Origin of the sequence: Paraburkholderia hospita (assembly GCF_002902965.1) — a bacterium.
In the GTDB taxonomy this organism is placed as follows: Bacteria; Pseudomonadota; Gammaproteobacteria; order Burkholderiales; family Burkholderiaceae; genus Paraburkholderia; species Paraburkholderia hospita.
In genome coordinates this window covers 2,418,148-2,439,752 of the sequence record NZ_CP026107.1, presented here as the reverse complement: position 1 = coordinate 2,439,752, position 21,605 = coordinate 2,418,148, and the positions used below count along the sequence as shown (strand labels likewise).

Annotated in this window: 14 protein-coding genes and 1 pseudogene; 4 read left to right on the top strand and 11 right to left on the bottom strand. The window is 62.6% G+C overall.

Going from position 1 to position 21,605, the window contains the following annotated elements; translation table 11 throughout:
• Positions 1–1,175 precede the first annotated feature (1,175 nt).
• Positions 1,176–2,018, bottom strand: a complete 843-nt coding sequence (locus C2L64_RS44330) for a MipA/OmpV family protein (protein ID WP_007738298.1) — start codon at positions 2,016–2,018, stop codon at positions 1,176–1,178.
• Positions 2,019–2,149: 131 nt separating this feature from the next.
• On the opposite strand from C2L64_RS44330, the pseudogene C2L64_RS44325 reads away from it, so the two are divergent.
• Together C2L64_RS44325 and C2L64_RS44320 are read left to right on the top strand one after the other, a co-directional pair.
• Positions 2,150–2,590: pseudogene (locus C2L64_RS44325) on the top strand (AAA-type ATPase lid domain-containing protein); the annotation flags it as partial.
• A 231-nt stretch (positions 2,591–2,821) separates the two neighbouring features.
• Entirely contained in the window at positions 2,822–3,799 is a 978-nt protein-coding gene (locus tag C2L64_RS44320) for a zinc-binding alcohol dehydrogenase family protein (RefSeq protein ID WP_081498979.1), read from the top strand.
• Positions 3,800–3,807: 8 nt separating this feature from the next.
• Here the strand turns inward: C2L64_RS44320 and C2L64_RS44315 are convergent, their stop codons facing one another.
• The 5 genes from C2L64_RS44315 to C2L64_RS44295 form a co-directional block, all read right to left on the bottom strand.
• Positions 3,808–5,691 (bottom strand): ATP-binding cassette domain-containing protein, encoded by a 1,884-nt coding sequence (locus tag C2L64_RS44315; protein ID WP_009771377.1) that lies wholly within the window; start codon positions 5,689–5,691, stop codon positions 3,808–3,810.
• The gene (locus tag C2L64_RS44310; RefSeq protein ID WP_009771378.1) at positions 5,688–6,560 is read right to left on the bottom strand and encodes an extracellular solute-binding protein; all 873 of its coding nucleotides are present in this window, start codon (positions 6,558–6,560) and stop codon (positions 5,688–5,690) included. The genes C2L64_RS44315 and C2L64_RS44310 overlap by 4 nt, the downstream gene beginning before the upstream one ends.
• 116 nt (positions 6,561–6,676) lie before the next feature.
• Positions 6,677–8,137 (bottom strand): efflux transporter outer membrane subunit, encoded by a 1,461-nt coding sequence (locus C2L64_RS44305; protein WP_009771379.1) that lies wholly within the window; start codon positions 8,135–8,137, stop codon positions 6,677–6,679.
• A 19-nt stretch (positions 8,138–8,156) separates the two neighbouring features.
• A complete protein-coding gene (locus tag C2L64_RS44300) occupies positions 8,157–9,398 on the bottom strand; it encodes an efflux RND transporter periplasmic adaptor subunit (RefSeq protein ID WP_009771380.1) in 1,242 nt (413 codons plus the stop codon).
• 9 nt (positions 9,399–9,407) lie between these two features.
• Positions 9,408–12,605, bottom strand: a complete 3,198-nt coding sequence (locus tag C2L64_RS44295) for an efflux RND transporter permease subunit (RefSeq protein ID WP_009771381.1) — start codon at positions 12,603–12,605, stop codon at positions 9,408–9,410.
• A 326-nt stretch (positions 12,606–12,931) separates the two neighbouring features.
• Between C2L64_RS44295 and C2L64_RS44290 the strand changes: the two genes are divergently transcribed.
• Positions 12,932–13,258 carry a DUF4148 domain-containing protein gene (locus tag C2L64_RS44290; protein WP_007738285.1) on the top strand — a complete coding sequence of 109 codons (327 nt, stop codon included), beginning with the start codon at positions 12,932–12,934 and terminating at the stop codon, positions 13,256–13,258.
• A gap of 90 nt (positions 13,259–13,348) precedes the next feature.
• Here the strand turns inward: C2L64_RS44290 and C2L64_RS44285 are convergent, their stop codons facing one another.
• The gene (locus tag C2L64_RS44285; protein ID WP_009771382.1) at positions 13,349–15,541 is read right to left on the bottom strand and encodes a xanthine dehydrogenase family protein molybdopterin-binding subunit; all 2,193 of its coding nucleotides are present in this window, start codon (positions 15,539–15,541) and stop codon (positions 13,349–13,351) included.
• A 3-nt stretch (positions 15,542–15,544) separates the two neighbouring features.
• A complete protein-coding gene (locus C2L64_RS44280; protein ID WP_007737278.1) occupies positions 15,545–16,006 on the bottom strand; it encodes a (2Fe-2S)-binding protein in 462 nt (153 codons plus the stop codon).
• Positions 16,007–16,277: 271 nt separating this feature from the next.
• Between C2L64_RS44280 and C2L64_RS44275 the strand changes: the two genes are divergently transcribed.
• Positions 16,278–16,958 carry a DUF4410 domain-containing protein gene (locus tag C2L64_RS44275; RefSeq protein ID WP_007737279.1) on the top strand — a complete coding sequence of 227 codons (681 nt, stop codon included), beginning with the start codon at positions 16,278–16,280 and terminating at the stop codon, positions 16,956–16,958.
• 24 nt (positions 16,959–16,982) lie between these two features.
• On the opposite strand, the gene C2L64_RS44270 is transcribed toward C2L64_RS44275, so the two are convergent.
• The 3 genes from C2L64_RS44270 to C2L64_RS44260 are packed head-to-tail and all read right to left on the bottom strand — an operon-like array spanning position 16,983 to position 21,396.
• On the bottom strand, positions 16,983–19,925 hold the full coding sequence (locus tag C2L64_RS44270; RefSeq protein ID WP_009771384.1) for a bifunctional diguanylate cyclase/phosphodiesterase: 2,943 nt from the start codon (positions 19,923–19,925) through the stop codon (positions 16,983–16,985).
• Positions 19,922–21,178: an ABC transporter substrate-binding protein gene (locus tag C2L64_RS44265; protein WP_081498980.1), complete on the bottom strand. Its 1,257-nt coding sequence runs from the start codon at positions 21,176–21,178 to the stop codon at positions 19,922–19,924. Before C2L64_RS44265 ends, C2L64_RS44270 begins: the two co-directional genes overlap by 4 nt.
• Positions 21,175–21,396, bottom strand: coding sequence for a hypothetical protein (locus tag C2L64_RS44260; protein ID WP_009771386.1), 222 nt, complete (start codon positions 21,394–21,396; stop codon positions 21,175–21,177). The genes C2L64_RS44265 and C2L64_RS44260 overlap by 4 nt, the downstream gene beginning before the upstream one ends.
• Positions 21,397–21,605 lie beyond the last annotated feature (209 nt).

The window sequence follows — 21,605 nt, the reverse complement described above, 5'->3', positions numbered from 1 at the left end:
GCCCGGGATTGTGCTCTAAATGACCCCACCGCGCAATCACCATACGGGACATCTGTTCGACGAGAAAGTTGAAACGTCCCAATTTGCGTTGCGCGACGAGACCTATCCACACCCCTTTCGATCGATTCACCACAAACGGGGACGCTTCCGCCGCATTTGGGGTCGCGAAACGCCCCAGACGGGGACGTATAGCCGGAAGTGACACCCCGAACAGGGACAGTTAACGCCCCAACCGGGGACGTTTACGTCTGGAAAGCCTTACTGGGTAAGGGTTCTAGGTGTGTAAACGAAGTAAACGTTGTTTACCAAACGGTATACAAACCTCAATACACCCCATCCGGGGACAATCGCCGAGCTTTTGTTGCTGTTTCCTACCGAGAGATTCGATTGCAAAGCAAACATTCAGCGGTCGTGCAAATCGAACAAAGCTCGAAGCGTTAACAGCAACCAGAGCTAACTCTCTGAGTGCAAAACGCAATTTTCTTGAATCACGAAATCGCAAACTGGCGGCCGGTGTATTTATCGTAAATAAGTGCCAGCCAGTTCGGTGCTCGCCAAGATCGTTCGCCCCAGCTGGGGACAATTCGACGCGTTGTCCTCTGCAGCAGCGGACGCCACCCCGAATGGGGACATTGAACCGATTCGGCCGTGATGCCGCGGTGAAAAGGACTTCCATCTCGCCTTAGCTACCTTGAACGGCAATAAAGACACGCCGCTTCTAAAGAATCGCTCACACCGGTCACCCTAGATGGGGACATTCGCGCGGATGCCCTGCAGACAGCAGCGCATCGCGACCAGACTCACCCCAAGCGGGGACATCACGCCGATCCGCCGTCTATTTACGGTAAATAATCGCGTGCCTTTACCCGCTCAACGCCAAAATCGGGTCGCACGCGACGCAAACCTACGGCCAACATCACCAGCCGCTAGTCCGTTTTCGACCAGCAAGCGCTTGCATTCACTCATTCGCGGAGCCAGGAAACCTGCCAAAAACAGCCCCAAAAGCGTCTCGCCAACTGCCCGCCGGGCGCTACTCGAGCGCTGTCTCCAAATCAACCGTAAGGATCACCAGGTAATTCGAAGGGATAAAAACGACCGAAACAGACCGCCCAACACCCATCTCCCGTCCGCGCTACGACAATCCCTCGAAGCGCGAACCCCTGATCCGAAACACCCTAAAACTGATAATTGATCGACACATCGCACACGCCGTTCGTCTTTGTCTGCGTGATCGGGCTGTTGGCCGCGCTGCCCAACAACCGTTTGAGCGCACCATCCGCCGTCACGAACCAATGCTTGTTGACGAACCAGATCATCGTGACGCCGAACCCTGCCGATTTCAGCCCCGCGCTGGCGTCGTATTGCGAGTATTGGGAATTCGCCGCCTGCGTCGCATTCACGCCGAACCAGCTATTCATATACTTCGAGTCGGCAAAAGTCACCGACGGTCCGGCGAACCAGAAGAAACTCTCCGAACTGCCCGGCAACGGCATATACGCGCCGAGGTCCGCGACCCATCCGTTGGACCCGCCGAAGCTACGCGTCACCGCGCCGCGAAACACCAGCGGAAACTCCTTCGAAATCACATATTCCCCGGCCAGCTTGACCTCGGGCGCTGGATTGATATTGCCAAGGCCATCGAGTCGTGAGGGATCGTCGTGCGCGCGCCGGCCAAGATCGTAGACGGCCGCGATGCTCACGCGCCAGTTCGGGCCTTGCAGAACATTGACGCCCAGCCCTTCGCCTGTCGAAAGGAAAGCGAGGTCCTTGTAGCGGATGTCGGTACTTGGCCCAACCAGCGTGTGATAGCGGTTGGATCCGTCGTAGCGCGGCTCGAACGTTGAACCGATACCGATCCGCGCCTCCCAATCGGGCCGGTTGTTCGGCTGGAACAGCTTGTCGAGTGGGATACCTGCGGAGTATTGCCATTCGCCAAGGGGCGACGGCGTTTGCGCCAGGGCGGCTGGCGCGCTGCAGATGAGATAGGCGAGGCTGGCGTAGACCGGTAGCTTTGTCATGTCGACGAACGTCTTGGGTTATGGATCGCGGACGCGGTCCGTTGCGGCCACACATAACGTGTTCAATTCAGGAAGAGGGAATCCGGCGGGAAAGCAGCAAACGCCATACCTGACCCTCAATGAATTGCGGATTTGCGTGTGCCGTCGTGTCGATCGAACTGCCTCCGTTGCGGCAGCGCGCCGACGATATTCCCGAACTGTTCGCCCACTTCGTGCGGGCAGCGTGCGCGCGATACGGCAAACCCGAACCCGCCTGGACGTCGGAAGACATGATGCGTTGGCAACTGCATGACTGGCCGGGCAATGTCCGCGAACTGAAGAACGTAGCGGAGCGCTTTACGCTCGGCCTCGATGATGGCTTGCCGCAGCCTCCCGCAGGTGCCGATTCGCTCGCATCGCGGATGGTGCGTGCGGAGCTCGGCTATATCGAGGAAGCGCTGCGCAGCGCAGGTGGACAGGTGATCAGGGCTGCCGAACAGCTAGGTTTGCCGCGTAAAACTCTGTACGACAAGATTACTCGCCATGGCATCGACCAAAACGCGTTCCGCCAGATGTCGCCTCCGAAGGAGTGACATTGCAATTCGGGACGCGGGCATATAGCACGTTCGCTATCCGCGCCGGTTGTGAATCGCCATCAAAACAGCGTGCTTTCATGATCTACATCATGGAAGCCATACGTTGATCAGTTGAGTATCGCCACAACGAGAGAAATCTCCGAATAACCGCGAATTTTTCATCGCGCGCGGCACACACGCCGTGCCGCGTCGAATCGACATCCGGAAAACTACACAAGGGAGACAGTCATGGCGACGATGACGGCTGTAGTCATCCGTACACCTGGCGGACCGGAGGTGTTAAGGCTCGAAGAACGCATGGTGCCCGTGCCTAAAGCCGGCCAGGTGCTCATTCGCGTCAAGGCGTTTGGGCTGAACCGTTCCGAACTCTTCACGCGCCGTGGGTTTTCACCGGACGTGAGCTTTCCACGCATTCTTGGAATCGAAGCGGTGGGTGTCGTCGAAGAAGCGCCCGGCGGCGAATTCCAGAAGGACGATGTCGTGGCCACGGCGATGGGCGGCATGGGGCGTCAGTTCGATGGCGGCTACGCGGAATACACATGTGTGCCGGCAAGCCAGATCCAGAAGTTCGACGCGAACCTGCCGTGGGAAAAACTCGGCGCGTTGCCCGAGATGCTGCAAACAGCATGGGGATCGCTATCGAGGGCGCTCGGACTGCAACACGGAGATCGCTTGCTGATCCGTGGCGGGACGACTTCCATCGGCCTTGCAGCCGCAGCGCTGGCGAAGCATGCGGGCGCGTACGTGATCTCGACCACGCGCAACGCATCCAAAGGCCCATTTCTGCTGCAAAACGGCGCCGACGAAGTCGTGATCGATTCCGGGAACATCGCTGAGGAAGTCAGAGCGCTTCCGGGCGGCGGCGTCGACAAGGTAATCGACCTCGTCGGGACGACGACCTTGAAGGACTCGCTGCGTTGCGCGCGACCGAATGGAATTGTCTGCATGACGGGCATCGTCGGCAACGCGTGGACCTTCGACGATTTTGATCCGCTGGAAGCCATTCCGAGCACAGTGAAGCTGACCGTCTACAACGGCGGTTCGCAGGAATTCGTCACGACACCTTTTGCACGCCTGATTCGCATGATCGAGCGAGACCAGTTGCGCATCAATATCGGCAAGGTGTTTCGGCTGGACGAGATTGTCCAGGCGCATCACTGTATGGAGCGAAACGAAGCGAACGGAAAGATCGTCGTGTTGACCTGACGCGACGGCTACGGCTGTGACGCAATCGACAAGAGGCTTTCCGGTGGCGTGACGCGCGTGCCACTCGTCCACACGCTGACGCCGCGCGGATCGATTGCAAAGCGCGCGGGGCCGCGTTGTAGCACATGCGCCGGTTCGGCATCGCAAGCGATATCGAAGCGCATGCCGCCGATATTTGCGACCGCGAACAGATCACCGTGCCTCAACTCGACGGAATCGATATTTCCGACGTGCGCGCCGTCCGCCGCGATTGCAATCGAAGACGGCGCGACACGCCACATCACCCGCTGGCCGACAGGGATGGCGCGGTCCGCCGTGTCGATCGCGAGCCCCGACGCGGTTTCGATCGAGCCTGGCCCGCGTATCGCGCCTTCACCGACGTTATGCAATCCAAGCAGCGCCGCGACCTGCAGTGACGCGGGCTGACGGAAAACGTGATCGACGGCGCCTGCCTGCAGCACGCGCCCACGCTCGATGACGAGCACTTCATCCGCGAGCAATGCGGCTTCGTCGGGATCGTGCGTGACGAGCACGGTGACGGCTGAAATTTCGCGCTGCAACGCGCGCAGCGCCTGTTGAAGCCGGCGACGGCGCGGTGTATCGAGCGCGGAAAACGGCTCATCGAATAACAAGAGCTGGCTGTGCCGCGAAAGCGCGCGCGCCAGCGCGACGCGCTGCCGCTGACCGAACGATAGCTGACGCGGCAAGCGATCCATCAGCGCCGACAGTCCAAGATGCTCGGTCCAATAACGCGCGCTCGCGGCATCCGCATCGACGGGAAACGACAACTGGCGCTTCAGTGTCATGTGCGGAAACAGCCCGTAGTCCTGCGGCACATAGCCGATGTGGCGCTGCTCGGGCGGCAGCGCATCCAGTTGCGTTTCGCCGAAGCGCACGAACCCCGCTTCATTGCGTTCGAGCCCGGCGATCAACTTCAGCGCGAGTGATTTACCGGAGCCCGACGGGCCAATGATCGCGAGCCGCCGCGTCGAAGGCGTCCATTCGATGTCGAGATCGAACGCGCCGAGATGACGTTTGAGCCCGAACGCGAGACGGGGATTTGGCAGGCCAAGGCGCGCTTCAACCCGCGCCTGTTGGTCCGACGCATCGCCGTTTTCGACAATATCGAACAGGCTCGAACGACCATCACGCCACGCCACCGAGAGCGCCGCGCACAACACGGCGATGACGAGTGTCGGCAGCAACAACGGCATCATCGCGGGCAAGCCCTGGCCGCCGAATACGACGTACGTGTACACAGGCAGCGAATACGGATGATAGGCAACCATCACCGTCGCACCGAACTCGCCAAACGCACGCAGCCACGCGAGCACCAGACCGGCGCGGATCGACGGCCAGGCGATGGGCAGCATCACGCGGAAAAAGCGGCTTGCCGCGCGATGTCCGAGCGTGGCCGCGACGTCTTCGTAGACGGGATCGATCGCAGCGAACGCCGAGCGCGCCGCGACGACCAGAAACGGCGCAGCCACGAACGTTTCGGCGAGCACGATGCCCGCGAACGAATCGGTGAGGGCGCCGTTCGTCAGTCGACCGAGCCAGCTATACGGCCCGAGTAGAAACAGCAGCAAAATGCCGCTCGTCAGTGGCGGCAGCGCCAGCGGCAACTGCACGATAAAGCCGAGCAGCGCCATGCCGCGCGACGTCGAACGCGACAGCCAGTAGCCGAGCGGCACGCCGCCTATCAGGATCACGAGCGCCGCGACACTTGCGCTGCCCGCCGAGACCGCCACAGCCGACCACGTGCCGCGCCAGTCGACGCCCGTCCAGTCCGCGTGACCAACCTGTGGAATGCTCGCGATGAACGGCGCGCACAGATAGACGGCGAGCAGGCAGGCAAGCCACAGCAGCGGCCGCGCGGTCTTGCGTGTCATTGCGCGGCGTCGAGCACGGCTTGCACGGACGACGGCACGGCTTGCGCGTTACCCGTCACGACCGGCTTGACGATATCGACGCCATGCTGCTTCAGCAACGCACGACCGGACGCGCTCAGCAGAAAGTCGACGAAGCGCGCCGCGCCCGCCTGATTGGGCGCGTCATTGAGGATAGTCAGCGTATAGCTGGCCTTCGCTTGAAGCTCGGGCGCGGGGCGCAGCGCGGGAATCTTCAGATCGGAGGTCTCCGTCGAATAGAAGAAGCCTGCATCGAGCTGACCCGATTGCAGCCGCCCGACCAGCGTCTCTTCGGGCAACACCTGCGCGGGGTTCTCCGGATCGCCGAGCGTCTTCTCGACGAGGTCCGGATGTTTATAGAGCTCAGCCGCCTTCGTCATCATCTGGACCGTGAAGGCGCCCTTCGGATCGAGCTTCGGATCGGTGCGCCCGATGCGAATGCCCGGCTCCTGCAGCACTTCATCCCAGCGCTTCTTTTTGAAGTCGGCGGCGAAGCGGCTTTGCGGGTTGTAGCCGATCATCAGCGGCGACTCGGCGAACGTCACGTACCACGAGACATGATCGCCGTTCGCCGCGCCCATCAGGCCCGGGTTGACGGTCGGGCTCGCGCTGATGAACACGTCGCCGCGCCGCAGCTTGCCCTTGATCTGATTGGCGATCAGGTTCGAGCCCGCCGCATAGCCCTGAAAATGCAGACCTGTTTCCTTTTCGAAAGCCGGACCGACGCTGCGTTCCATCAGATTCACCAGCGAACCCGCGTACAGGACCTCGACCTTGCCTTCATCGGCGGAAGCGGCGCCCGTAAAAAGAAGACCCGTCAAAACGATTCCCGACAACAACAGCTTGCGCATTACGATTTCCCCGGTGCGTTATGAACGGCCATATATTACGACGACCGTCATTGACGCTGCAGTCGAGACAACACGCGACAGCGCGTATTTGCACGCCACGTGTGCGCTAGCGGCTGTCAATCCGTTGCGCGCGCATCCGTCAACGAGGCACGATCCCAGCCGCCGCCCAGCGCCTTCAGCAACCGCACGCTTGCGTCGATGCGTCGCGCGTCGATTTGCTCGGCCGTACGCTCATTGGATAACGCGATGGTCTGCGCCGTGACGACATCGAGGTAGTTGACCGCGCCTGCCTGAAAGCGATTGGACGTCAGCTTCAGCGAAAGGTCTGCCGCTGTCGTTGCACGTTGCTGGCTGTCGGCTTCGTTCGCGAGCGTATCGAGCGACGACAGGTTGTCTTCGACCTGCTGAAATGCGACCAGTACCGTTTGCCGGTAATCGGCGACCGTACCGTCATACTGCGCGTTCGCGCCCTTCAGTGCCGCTGTGCGGCGTCCGCCGTCGAACAGCGTGCCCGCGATCTGCGAGCCAAGCGACCAGAACAGACTCGACGCAGTGAGCCACGGCGCAAAGAACGTGCTTTCGAGCCCCGCTGTCGCCGACAGGGTGAGATTCGGATAGAACGCCGCGCGCGCCTGGCCGATCTGCGCGTTCGCGGCGGCCACGCGCCGCTCGGCGGCAGCGATGTCGGGGCGGCGCTCAAGCAATTGCGACGGCACGCCTGCCGGAATCTGCGGTAGCGCGATGGTCTCGACCTTGGGCGACAGCGAAAACGACGAAGCGGGCTGCCCGATCAGCGTCGCGATGGCGTGCTGAAGCTGCGCGCGCTGCACGTCGATATCGCTGTCCTGCGTGCGCGTGCTTTCAAGCTGCGTTTGAGCCTGCGCGACGGCCGACGCATCGATTGCGCCGTCGTTCAACTGCTGTTGCAGGATGCGCAGCGCGGCCGCGTACGCGGTGACGGTATCGTCGAGCAGCTTCTTTTGCCGGTCGAGCGAGTGCAGATCGAAATAGTCGGTGGCGAGATCGGCGGCGACGGCAAGGCGCACCGATTGCAGATCCGCTTCGCTGGCCTGCGCGTTATCGCGCGCGTTGACCGTCGCATCCTTTACACGACCGAACAGATCGGGCTCCCAGCTCGCCGCAACGCCCACCGAAAAATCGGGCACGGTATGGCCCGCCAGGCCCCGGTGCACGATGTTCTGCGAGGTTCGAAAGCGCTGCGCCGACGTTCCCGCCGTCACAGTGGGCGCATAACCGGCGCGCTGATAGTCGACCATCGCGCGCGCCGCTTCCAGTTGCGCGACGGCCTTGGCCACGGTCTGGTTCGACACGTCGACCTGCGCTTCGAGTTTGTTCAGCTCGTCGTCGCCGTAGAGCGTCCACCACGGGCCGCGCGACTGCGCGTCGGCAGGCGAGGCGAGCGTCCATCCCGCCGATGCCTGCGGCGTGCTCGCGAAATGATCGGGAACAGCCGTTTGCGGCTGCGAGTAGTGTGGCAGCGTCGAACACGCCGTCAGCGCGCTTGCGACAGCAATGACGACCGACTTGCGAACCAGCGACGCACGGACATTGAACATGATGAGTCTCGCCTCGCGCTTAACTGTGCTTCGCCGGCGTCGCCGACGTCGCCGGTGCGATGCGCACCGTTTCGCCGTTGCTGATCGCGTCGCCGGGATTGTTGATGACGCGGTCGGTCGCATCGAGCCCCGTTGCAACTTCGACATACGTGCCGAAGTCGCGGCCGATGGTCACCGTCTTGAGTTGCACCTTGTCGTCCTTGCCGATCGCGGCGACGGTCACGCCGTCCGGCCGGAACAGCAGGGCGCTGACGGGCACTTCGAGCGCGGGATGCGCCGTAACCAGCGCGAGATGAACCTGCGCATACGCGCCAGGCAGCAACGCGCCGTCGCGATTGTCGACATCGACTTCGACGTGCAGCGTGCGACTCACAGGGTCGATCGAATCGGCGCTGCGCGCGACGCTCGCGTCGAACTGACGCCCCGGATATTGCTGCGTCGTCAGATAGACCTTCGTGCCCGGCGCGATGCTCTGCGCGTCGTTTTGCGGCACGTCGACATAGACGCGCAAACGGTCGGTCTGTTCGATATGAAAGAGCTCGCCGCCGTTGGCCGCGATGCCGGGCGAGCCGCCCGCCGTCACCAGCGCGCCGACATCGACTTTGCGCGCGGTGATGACGCCGTTGAACGGCGCCGTCACTTTCTCGTACGACACCAGTTCGGAGAGCCGCGCCACGTTCGCTTGCGCCGCCTGCCATGCGGCGAGCTTCGCCGCGCTGTCGCTCGTCTTCGCGTTCGCGTCCTGTTGCGAGACCGATTGCGTTTGCAGCATCGTCTGCCAGCGCTGCGCCGTGCTGTCCGCGAAGCTGTAATTGGCTTTGGCGTTCGCTTCGTCGGCGCGCGCCTGACGCAGTTGCGCGTCGAGTTCCGGCGTCTGGATATCGGCGAGCGTTTGGCCCGCCTGGACCTTCGCGCCGATATCCGCATACCAGTGCTGGATGTAGCCGCTCGTGCGCGCGTAGATCGATGCATCGGCGTACGGCATCACATTGCCCGGTAACAGCAGTTCTTGCGATGCGGGCGCGCGCGTTGGCGTCAACGCGTCGACGCTCAGATAGCGCTGCGCGTCGACCTGCTGCGTGAGCGCCGTGCTGGCGTGAAGCCGCGGCACGATGCCGATCGCGAGCAGCGCGGCAGCGACGGCTGCGAGCGCGACAGGCAGCACGAAGCGCCGCTTGTGGGGCAAAGGCGCGCCGTTGGATAGCGCGAGGTCGGTGCTGGCCGATGGCTCGTGACCGGTCGGCAGATTGGGCGTGGTCATGAAAAGTCCTTACTGGGCGTGTGTGGTCACTTCGGCGGAATCGGCGGCACGCTTTGCGCGGCGCTTCGCGAGCCACGCGTGCACCATGCCGAACACGACGGGCACGAACAACAGTGTCGACACCGTGCCGATCGCGAGACCGCCGATCACCGCGCGGCCGAGCGGCGCGTTCTGCTCGCCGCCGTCGCCAAGTCCGAGCGCCATCGGCAGCATGCCGATCAGCATCGCGAGGGCCGTCATCAGCACGGGGCGGAAGCGGTTGAAGCCTGCATCGAGCGCAGCGGCGAGCGGCGCCATGCCGTTCGCGAGCGATTCGCGCGCGGTGTTGATGACGAGAATGCTGTTAGCGGTGGCAATGCCGATGCAAAGAATCGTGCCCGTCAACGCGGGGACGCTGAGCGTCGTATGCGTGGCGAACAGCATCCACGCGATGCCCGCCAGCGACCCCGGCAAGCCGCTGATGATGATGAGCGGATCGAGCCACGACTGGAAATTCACGACCATCAGCAGATAGACGAGCGCGATCGCAAACACGAGACCGGCGCCGAGACCCGCGAACGACTCGTTCATCGACTGCACCTGTCCGCGGATCACGATCGACGAGCCGGGCGGCAATTGCGCGCGCGCGGCGTCGACGAGCTTCGTTACGTCAGTTGCGACGCCGCCCAGATCGCGCCCCTGCGTCGACGCGAAAATGTCGAGCACGGGTTGCACGTTGTAGTGCGACACGACGGCCTGCTGCATGGTGCGCGACATCGTGCCGAGCGTGCCCAGCTGATTCTGCGGATTGACGCTCACTTGGTTCGTCGTCAACGGAATGTTGGCGAGCGTTTGCAGCGAGTGAATGTCGTATTGCGGCACTTCCGCCAGCAACGGATAGCTGACGCCGTTCTTCGGATCGAGCCAGAAATTCGGCGTGGTCTGCGAGCTGCCCGACAGCGCGATCAGCATGTTCTGCGCGACATCCTTCTGCGTGAGGCCCGCCTGCATCGCCTTGGTGCGATCGACATTGATGTCGATGGTCGGCTCGTCGCCGGGCTGCTGGATGCGTGCATCGACGAGACCGCGCACGCCGCGCATCTGCGCGAGCAGTTTGTCCGCGACGACGCGGTTCTGATCGAGCTTGTTGCCGACGATCTGCACGTCGATAGGCGCGGGCAGGCCGAAGTTCAGAATCTGGCTGACGATGTCGGCGGGCAGGAACGCGAACGTCACGCCTGGAAACGATTGTGCGAGCACGTTGCGCAACTGCGCGACGTATTGTGCCGTCGGCTTGTGATCGGGCTTCAGCGTAATCATGATGTCGGCGTCTTCCGGGCCGACTGGGTCCGACGAGTCGTACGTCAGGTTGATGCCGCTCACGGGCACGCCGATGTTGTCGAGCACGGCCGCCTGTTCCGGCTTCGGAATCACGCTGCGAATCTTTGCTTCGACTTCATCGGTGATACGCGCTGTCTGCTCGATGCGCGTTCCCGTTGGTGCGCGCAGATGCAGGCGGATTTCGCCCGTATCGACGGCGGGGAAGAAGTCGCGCCCGGCGAACGGAATCAGCGCGAGCGACGCGAAGCACAGCGCGAGATAAACCGGAATGAAACGGCGGCGATTTGCGATCGCGCGTTGCAGCACGTTGTGGTAGCCGTGGCGCAGTGCTTCGAAGCGACGCTCGAAACCTGCCTGAAAGCGCGCAAAGATCGCGAAGGGTCCTTTTGCTGCGTGACCGTTCTTCGAAGGCGCGCGCATCAGATACATCGCGAGTGTCGGAATCAGCGTGCGCGAGAAGAAGTACGACGCACACATCGCGAACACGACGGCTTCCGCCAGCGGCACGAACAGATAGCGCGCAACGCCCGAAAGAAGAAACATCGGCACGAACACGATGCAGATCGACAGCGTCGAGACGAAGGTCGGCACGGCGATTTCGCCCGAGCCGTTCAGAATAGCGTCGTGCAGCGGCTCGCCGTTTTCGAGGTGATGCGTGATGTTTTCGATTGCCACGGTCGCATCGTCGACGAGTATGCCGACGGCGAGCGCAAGGCCGCCCAGCGTCATGATGTTGATGGTCTGTCCGAGGGCAGCCAGCGCAATCAGCGAGGTGAGCACGGCAAGCGGAATCGACACCGCGATGATCAACGTCGCGCGCCAGCTGCCGAGAAACAGCAGGATCATCGCGGCCGTCAGGCACGCGGCGATCAGCGCTTCGCGCACGACGCCCGAAATCGCGGACTTCACGAACACCGACTGATCGGAAAGCGGCGTGATCTTCAGCGCGCTCGGCAGACCGGCGGCGATCTTCGGCAACATCGCCTTCACTTGCTGGATGATGGTGAGCGTCGATGCGCTGCCCGTCTTTTCGATTTGCAGGAGCGCTGCGCGCTTGCCGTCGCTGCGCACGATGTTCGTCTGCGGCGCATAGCCATCGATCACATGCGCGACGTCGCGCACATAGACCACGCTGCCGTTGACCGTCTTGATGGGCAAATCGTTGAGCGCGGCGACCGTGCTCGTGCTGCCGTTCATCTCGACGTTGTATTCGCGCGCGCCGATCTTCGCCGTGCCGCCCGGCAGAATCAGGCTTTGCGCGTTGACGGCGTTGACCACGTCGATGGGCGCGAGGCCTTTGGCCTGCAGTGCTTTCGGATCGAGCTGGACCATGATCTGGCGGATCTTGCCGCCGTATGGCAACGGCACGGCCGCGCCTTGAATCGTCGCGAGCTGCGTGCGGATGAAGCTGTTGCCCAGATCGTAGAGCGTCTGTTCCGGCAGGGTGTTGCTCGACAGACCCAGTTGCAGCACAGGCACAGTCGATGCGTTGTACGAGATGATGTTCGGCGGCAGCGTGCCTGGCGGCAGCACGCGCAGAATCGACGCGGAGTTCGACGCGGCCTCGGCAATCGCGCGGTTGATGTCGGCGCCCGGATGAAAGAACACCTTCACCACGGATACGCCATTCAAAGATTGCGATTCGATATGTTCGATATCGTCGACATCGGTCGTGAGCGCGCGCTCGTAGTTCGACGTGATCCGATGCGCCATGTCCTCGGCGGAAAAGCCGTTATACGACCAGACGATGCTGACGACAGGAATATTGATGTTCGGAAAGATATCCGTCGGCGTGCGCAGGATCGCGAGCGGCCCGATGATGAAGAGCAGCACGGCCAGCACGATAAATGTGTAAGGCCGCCGCAGGGCCAGTTTGACGATCCACATGAGTTTCCTTGGACGATGATCTGTCGGTACGCCCAGACGCGGATCTCGCGCGGGCATTGCATAAGGTCGCAGTGTGGAGGCGGGGCACTTACTGATTAGTGACTGTGACATTACGAATCCGACATCTAACGCGGAGGATAAATGGCCGCGATGCTTCGCGATTTCGTAAATGACCGATTTGTCATCTGGGAGACAGGGTTAGGTCAGCAGTCAGTGCACACAATGGCGCTAACCCTTCGCACCCCGCGACGGGGCAAAGGGAATTGGGGTCACACCCGCAAGGATGTGGCGCTGGTCGAGCACTCCTCACTTGCAGGTGAACCATCATGAAAGCACTGATTCAAGCCGTAGTCGTCTCGTGTGCGCTGGCTGCGCCGGCACTTTCCTTCGCTCAGGCCGACCAGGGCCAGGTCACGCGCGCTCAGGTGCGTGAAGACCTGCAACGCGTCGAACAGGCGGGCTATCGCCCGGTCTCCGACGACGCGACTTATCCCGCCGATATCCAGGCAGCCGAAACCAAGGCCTCGGCAGGCGATCAGCCGATGGAACACACGGCAGTGGGCGGCGTCGCGCCGAGCGGCACGATGCAGATGGGCTCGCCGAGATCGACGACGACGGACGGGAATCCGCAGCCGGTCTTCTTTGGAAATTGAAGTTAAGGCAGCGGGCGCTTCGCCCGCTGCCGGCCGCGACGGTCAGCGCATCGCGAGCCGCCGGCTAGCGGCGGCTCGCGATCATCGCTTTCAAGCAAGGCTTTCTGTCGAGAACGGCATCGCATAGACCCGCTTGCCCGTCGCCGCGAAAACGGCGTTGGCGACAGCGGGACCCACGGGCGCGACACCCGGTTCGCCGATGCCCGTCGGTGCTTGCGTCGACGCGACGATGTGCACCTCGACCTTCGGCATCGCATCGATGCGCAGCACGCGGTAGCCGTCGAAATTGTTCTGCTCGACGTGGCCGTCCTTCAGCGTGATCGCGCCATACAGCGCTGCGCCCAGCCCGAAGCCAATACCGCCTTCGATCTGCGCCGCGATCACGTCCGGGTTGATCGCCGTGCCGCAGTCGACCGCACACACCACGCGATCGACCTTGACCTTGCCGTCTTTATCCACGGACACCTCGGCGACCTGTGCGACGAACGTCTTGAACGCTTCGGCGACGGCGATGCCGCGTCCCTTGCCGGCCGGCAGAGGCGCGTTGCTCCAGCCCGCTTTCTGCGCCGCGAGGTCGAGCACGCCACGCATGCGTGGCTCGTGTTCGAGCAGATCGCGCCGGAACGTGTAGGGGTCTTTGCCTGCCGCGTGCGCCGCTTCGTCGATGAACGCTTCGACCGCGAAAGCCGTGTGCGAACTGCCGACCACCCGCCACCACAGAACGGGCACGCCCGTCTGCATCGTCGACAGTTCGACCGAGATGTTCGGAATCGCGTACGCGATGTTCGCTGCGCCTTCCACCGAGGTCCCGTCGATCCCGTTCTTGATCAGCCCCGCGAACGGCGTGCCGGCGACGATCGACTGCCCGACGATCCGATGCTGCCAGCCGACCAGCTTGCCGTCGCGCGTCAGGCCTGCATCGAGCTTGTGGAAATACATCGGGCGATAGAGGCCGCCGTGGATGTCGTCCTCGCGCGTCCATTGCAGCTTGACGGGCGTGCCGTTCGCGCCGAGCGCCTTCGCGATCGACACGGCTTCGACGATATAGTCCGAGCCGGGATTCGCGCGCCGGCCGAAGCTGCCGCCCGCGTACAGCGTGTGGATGCTGACCTGCTGCGGCTGCAGGCCTGCGACGCGCGCCGCGTTCGCCTGATCGACGGTCTGGAACTGATCGCCCGCCCAGATTTCGCAGCTATTGGCCGTCAGCCTGATGACGGCGTCGAGCGGTTCCATCGGCGCGTGCGCGAGATACGGAAACTCGTAGCTCGCGGAGAGCTTGCGCGCCGCGCCCTGGATCGCCTTCGACGCATCGCCTTCGGTGCGCGCGGGCAGGCCGGGTTTGTCGGCGGCCTTGCGGTACTCGGCCATGATGTCCGCCGAACTGCGCTTTTCCGCGTGCGTGTCGTCCCATTCCACTTTCAGCGCGTCGCGGCCCTGCTTCGCGGCCCAGAAACTCTTTGCGACGACAGCGACGCCGCGCGGCACCTGCACCACGTTCACCACGCCAGGGACCGCTTTCGCCGCCGATGCATCGAACGAGCGCACCGTCGCGCCGAACAGCGGCGGACGCTGCATCACGGCGACGAGCATGCCGGGAAGCGTCACGTCGAGCGTGAACTGCGCGGTGCCGTCGGTTTTCGGCGGCACGTCGACACGCGGTGCCTGGCTGCCGATCAACCTGAAGTTCTTCGGGTCCTTCAGTGTCACGTTTTCCGGTACAGGCAATGCGGCGGCCGCCGATGACAGCGAACCGTACGTCGCATGCTTGCCGCTCGCGTCGTGATAGACGACGCCGCGCTCCGTGCGCAATTCGGATGCGGGCACCTTCCACTGCTGTGCCGCCGCCGTGACCAGCATCACGCGCGCGGTCGCGCCCGCTTCGCGCAGCTGCGTCCACGAATTGGCCATCGCCGAGCTGCCGCCCGTGCCCTGGATCGTGCCGAATGCGAGATTCGCGTAGCGCTTCGCATCGGCGGGCGCGCTTTCGACGCGCACGCGCGACCAGTCTGCGTCGAGCTCTTCCGCGACGATCGTCGCAATGCCCGTGTACGCGCCCTGGCCCATTTCGACGTGCTTTGCGATCACGGTCACGCTGTCGTCGGCGCCGACGCGCAGGAAGGCGTTCGGCGCGAACGTGCCGCCAGGCGCTTGTGCGGCGATCGCACGGCGCGACGTGCCCGCCCATTCGAAGCCGATCGTGAGCGCGAGAGCTGCTGCCGTGCCCGCGCCTTTCAGGAAGGTGCGCCGCGACGGGCGCTGAACGTCAACGATATCTGTCGTCATCGCTTACGCTCCCATCGCGTCGGCGGCGTCGTGAATCGCCGCGCGAATGCGCGTGTAGGTCGCACAGCGGCAGATGTTGCCGCTCATCGCGGCGTCGATGTCGGCGTCGGACGGCTTGGGGTTTTGCACGAGCAGCGCGGCAGCGGACATGATCTGCCCGGACTGACAGTAGCCGCACTGCGGCACCTGCAGTTTCACCCACGCGGCCTGCACGGCCTTGGCCGGCTTGCCCTGCAATCCTTCGATCGTCGTGATGTGACGGCCTTCGACAGCTGCGAGCGGCGTGATGCACGAGCGGATCGGCTGGCCTTCGAGATGAACCGTGCACGCGCCGCACTGCGCCATCCCGCAGCCGAACTTTGTTCCATGCAGACCGGCGACTTCGCGGATAGCCCAGAGCAGCGGCATGTTGGGATCGGCGTCCAGTGTTGTGGACTTGCCGTTGAGAATCAGAGTGGTGGACATCGATGACTCCGAGTAGGTTCGGGTTCTGGTTTTACACGGTTGCCCGCGCTCGCGCTTGCCGCATGCACAGCGATGACGAAGCAGTGGGAACGTGTCGGAGTGTGGCTCAAAGCGGCCGTTTCTGTTGTTCGAAAACTCCGGAAGTCTTGCCTAATCCTGTGGGTCTCGCAGAGTCATCGAAGCGCCCGTGTCGGTCGCTTTGCGGCGGGCGGCGTATATTCGTCTCTGGCGCAAACAGTTTCCGCGCGACGGCCACAATCAGGAGATCGCGATGAACAATCGATGGTGGACATGCCCGGTTGCAGCGTTCTGGCTCGCCGCGTTTGCGTCCGTTGCGCTCGCGCAGCAAGGCGGCGCGACGGGCGCCTCGGCGCCCGTCGTCTATGTGTCGGACTTCGAACTCGATGCCGCCGACATCACACCCGATCAGAGCCGCTTGAGCCGCGCGCGACGCCTCGCGGGCAGCCTGTCGCCGCTGCATCTGTCGGAGCAGGACCCGCAAAAGAAATCGCAGGAACTGGTCGCGAAGATGTCGGAAACGCTCGTCGCCGATTTGCAGCACGACGGCATCGACGCGCGCCGTCTGCCCGGCGACGCGCCGCTTCCCGCGCAGGGGTGGCTGGTGCGCGGCGTATTTCTGAGCGTGGACGAAGGCAACCGCGTGCGGCGCGCCGTCGTGGGTTTCGGCGCGGGACAAGGCAAGATCGAACTGGCGGTCGCCATCGATCCGCTGCCCAACGAATCGCCCACGCCGCTTTATCAAACGGTAGAAGGGCAGTCGGACCGGCACGTTCCCGGTGCGATCGTCAAGCTCAATCCCTATGCAGCGGCCGCACGCTACGTGATGGCGGGCAACGATCAGCAGGCCGATATCAAACAGGTTGCCGGGCAGGTTGCGGATGCCGTGCAAGCGCGCGTGAAGCCGCGCGCCGCACAAGCGCCACAGCAATGAAGCGCGAGCCGGCGGCGCCGCGCATCAGTTGCTTGCTGGGCTGACTTCGATCCGCGGCCAGACGAGCGCTTCGAACTGCTCGGGCGGAACCGGCTGCGAGTACAAAAAGCCTTGCGCAAAATCGCAGCCGACGGCCATCAGGAAATCGCGCTGCTCGATGGTTTCCACGCCTTCGGCAATGACCTTCAGCCCGAGCTTGTGCGCCAGCACGACCATCGCCTCGCAGAGCGCCTGATTGTCCGCATCGAAGCCGAGGTTCTGCACGAAGGACCGGTCGATCTTCAAAAAGTCGATCTCGAAGCGCTTTAGATAGGCCAGCGACGAATAACCCGTACCGAAGTCGTCGATCGAAATGCGGATACCTGCATTGCGGAACGTCATCAGCCTTTCGTCGATCTTCAGGTCGGCGTGCATCAGCAGCCCTTCGGTGATCTCGACGGCAACGCTCTGTCCCGGCATGCCTTCGTGATGCAGATACTCGGACCATTGCGTGCACACCAGATTGTCCTGGCGAATCTGCACCGGCGACACGTTGACGCTGATCTGGAACGACGAATGGAAGCGGTTGCGCCAACGCTTCGCCTGCTGCACGGCCTGCCTGAACACCCAATCGCCGATCGGCACGATGAGGCCCGTGTCTTCGGCCAATGGAATGAAGTCCAGCGGGCTGATCATGCCGCGCTCGGGATGCAGCCATCGGATCAGCGCCTCGGCCTTGTAGATGTCGCCCGTCGTCAGATCGACGATTGGCTGGTAGTAGAGCCGGAACTGATCGCCCGGCAGCGCGGCGCGCAGATCGCTCGTCAGACGCAGGCGTTTTTCCGCCGCGATCTGCAAATCCTGCGTGAAATAGCTGAGGCAGTTGCGACCCGCGTTCTTGGCCGCGTACATCGCCTGATCGGCGTTCTTGAAGAGCACGTCGAGTTCGCTCGCGTCGTCCGGGTAGAGCGTCACGCCAATGCTCGCCGAAATGAACGCCTCGTCCGGGCCGAGCGTGAACGGCTCGGACAGCTTGTCGATGATCGTCCGCGCAATCCGCTCGATGCTGCCAATGTGATCGAGATTCGGCAGGATCACGGTGAACTCGTCGCCGCCAAGACGCGCGACGATGTCCGCGTCACGCACGCACGACGTGATTCGCCGCGCGGCTTCGATCAACAGCGTGTCGCCCGTATCGTGTCCCAGAGAATCGTTGACTTCCTTGAAGCGGTCCAGATCGATCAGCATCAAGGCCATCCGATGCCCGGAGCGCTGAGCGATCTTCGCTTCCTGTTCGAGACGGTTCTGGAACATCTGGCGGTTCGGCAGTTGTGTCAACGTGTCGAAGTTGGCCTGCTTCCAGATGGCGGCTTCGAACGCCATCCGGTCCGACAGGTCGCGGCCCACGGCGAGCACCGAATTGACCCGACCCGACGGATCGATTTCCGGCGTGAGGCGAATATGCGAGCACTGCTCCTGTCCGTCCTTGCTGACCCAGCGCAGCTCGAATTGCCCGCTTTTTCCCGTCGAAATCGCTTCGCTGATCTTGCGCTCGTAGATCAGCGCGTTCGATCCGCCGGGTATTTCCGAAGGCCGCTTGCCGAGCGCTTCGCCTAGGGTGCGCCCCGCCGACGTGCAAAAAGCCGGGTTCGCATACGTGCGGCGCAGATCGCGGTCGTAGCGCGTGATCGTGTCGGGCGAATTCTCGATCAGCGTGCGCGATTCCAGTTCCCGGCTGACCAGCTCCGCCGTGCGTTCGACGACGGTCTGCTCCAGCGACGCATTGATCTCGTTGATCTTCTGGATCTTCTGCCTGATCGCCCCGCGCATTCGTTCGAAGCGGTGCGCGAGTCTGCCCAGTTCGTCCTGTCCGTCGGCATCGACGTGAGCTTCGGCAAGCGCCTGCTCTTCGGCGCCCGCATCGCTGCCCGTGTCGTGCATTTTCCGCACGAGATCTTTCAGCGGCGACGAAATGCTGTGCGAGATGAAGTAGGCGAAGAAGATCGACAGCAGAAAGCCTGAAATGCCGACCAGCACGATCTGGTTGCGCACGGATTGCGCCTCGACCGTCAGCTTCTTTTCAGGAATCGTGCTGACGACGAACCATGTCGTGCCGGGAATTCGTGTGTAGGCCGCGAAGTAGCCCGCGTGGTTCTTGCCTTCGAAGCTGACGAAGCCATTAGGTTGGCCGAGCATCTCGGTGTTGTGCGCGATTCCGTCTATCAGACCGGGTTCGGCCGTCGCGTTCGTGCTGGCGGGCATGTCGTCGCCGCGCACGATCAGCTTGTTGTTGCTGCTGTCGAGCACGTAGATTTCCGTTCCCGTGCCTAGGGCGACGTCGTTGAAGATCGTCGAGAAATGCTCGGGGCGAATCACCAGCACCAGATTGCCGAGACGCCGGTTGTTGCTCTTGCCGATGACCGCGCGCACCATCCCGAGGTTCAGCTGTCCGACGCCGTTGTCGTAACTGCCCCAGTACGGACGTCCGTTGCGATCGGGCGCCTGCTTGACGAAGCGCATCACGCCGCGCGTCAGTTGCGCGAACGCCTGCGTGTCCATCACCCGGTCGTGCGTGTCGAGCAGATACTTCGCGTTGATGAAATCGACAGAGCCGTAGTGATCGAGCAGTAGACGCGTCATGTCGAGGCGGGCCTCGTTCTGTTCTTTCGCGCTGCCGTTCGCGACTTTCATCAGCGAGGACTGAACCTGATCGGAGAGCACCAGCAGGCTGCTTTCCGTTTCGATCTGCTCCATGCGCAACACGATGTTCCGCGACACCTGCTTGACGACCTCTTTCGAGAATATCTCCGCCTTCTCCTTGATGGCCGCCGTCGACTCCGCATACGATATGTAGCCCGAAATGAGTACGGGCAACAGCGACAGCAGGATAAACGCGGTGATCAGCCGGTAACGTATTTCGACACGGCGCAGCAGATCCTGCGACAGGTATTCAAGAACGCGTTGCAGTGAACCGATGATCGAGCTCATTTGTAATGCATCTTCGCTTCATTCTTGACGGACGCATCCAGCAGCTGGGCCGCCTGCCTGGGCGTGATCCTGTTCAACAGGACATCCTGCATCAACCGGTGCAAGCGCTCGATGGAGTTGGACGGAAGCACCGAATAGTACGGGCTTGCGGTGACGGGATAGCGACTAACTTCATTAGTGTATTCGACGATCTTCGGGTCGCCCGCCATCGCGCCCGTGCTCTGTCTGAACGGCGAAATGTTCTGGCGCTTCGCCTGGAGAATGGCGAAACCCTTTGCAGCGATGAACTCGAGAAAGCGCATGGCGGCAACCTTGTTCGGCGTTTCGCACACGGCAAAGCCCGTTTCGCTGCCGACAATCGGCACGACCCGCTTGCCGGGCGCGTTCCATGGCGGAATGAAAACGCCTGTTTCGAAGGGATTGCCGTGCAGCAGCAGACCGGCTGCCCAGCTGCCGTGAATCGCCATTGCGACCTTGCCTTCCTTGAACAGCCGGATGCCGCCGTCGTAGTCCGTCGCCATGAATCCGTCCTGCACGTAGCCGCGTTCCGGCATCAGCGCCATTTTGGCAAAGATATCGGCGACGGCAGGCGTGTTCAGATTCAGCGTGCCGTCGTCGATTTTCTTCTTCCACGCGGGGTCGCGCGCCACCACGTTGTTCGCGAAGCCGGAGCCGAACAGACCGTTGCCCAGCATATTGGGAAACCCGCCGTTCCACATGATTGGCGTGAAGCCCGCGCGCTTGAGCTGCTCGCAGACCGCGAGGAACTCGCGAAAGTTGGTCGGCAGTGCCTTGATGCCCGCCTTCGCAAACATATCCTCGTTGTAGTACATCAGCACCGTCGCGACGCCGCCGGAAATGCCGAACGCTTTCGACTGACGGCTCGTCCAGTCGCCCTTCAACGGATCGATCATGTTGTTCCACGCTGCCGTCTGACTGACGTCGGCGAGGACGTGCTGGTCGGCCAGTTCAGCCGAGTACGCATTCGGATTCACGCTGACGAGATCCGGCAGATTTCCCGACGCGACCCGGGGCTTGATGTTCGCCTCGACGGAATTGCCGACCATGAACTGCACGTTCACGCCGATGTCCGGATTTTCCTTGCTGAATTCGGCGGCGATCTGGAGCATCTCTTCCGGCCAGTCAGGCGCCCAGATCAGCGCGGTAATGATCGTCTTCGCCGGCGCGGACGCGCCCGGCGAAGCAGAATCCTTCTGGTGACAACCGTACAACGACAAAAAAATCAGAGTCACCAGGCCAGATAGCAGGGAGGCAAGCGCAAGTCGTCGCACGTGAGAATCGCTTTCAGTTTCGGAGTGGATCGGGCGGCACTTAGCAGCGAGCGGTCGCGCACCGGGCGCAACGCCATCGCAATCTGCTTCGCGAGAAAACCGGTCGCGTCGCCATGAACGCGTGCGCGTCCGCTTCGCAGCAAACGCAGGCGCGAGCGGCTCTTCGGATCGAAGAGCATGGCTGTTTGAGCGACGGAATGTGCGAAGCGGCGAACGGCAAACGATTGCCGTGAAACAAGGGCCCGATTACATAACGTGACGTTGCGGTCGAAACCTGTAAAGAAACGCTTGCGGCGAGTGCGACACGCATATCGGGCCCTGACGGCGGCTAGGAAATCGGGCAAGGCAGTACCTCAATTGCATATCGGCAAGTCAGGTCATTACTTGA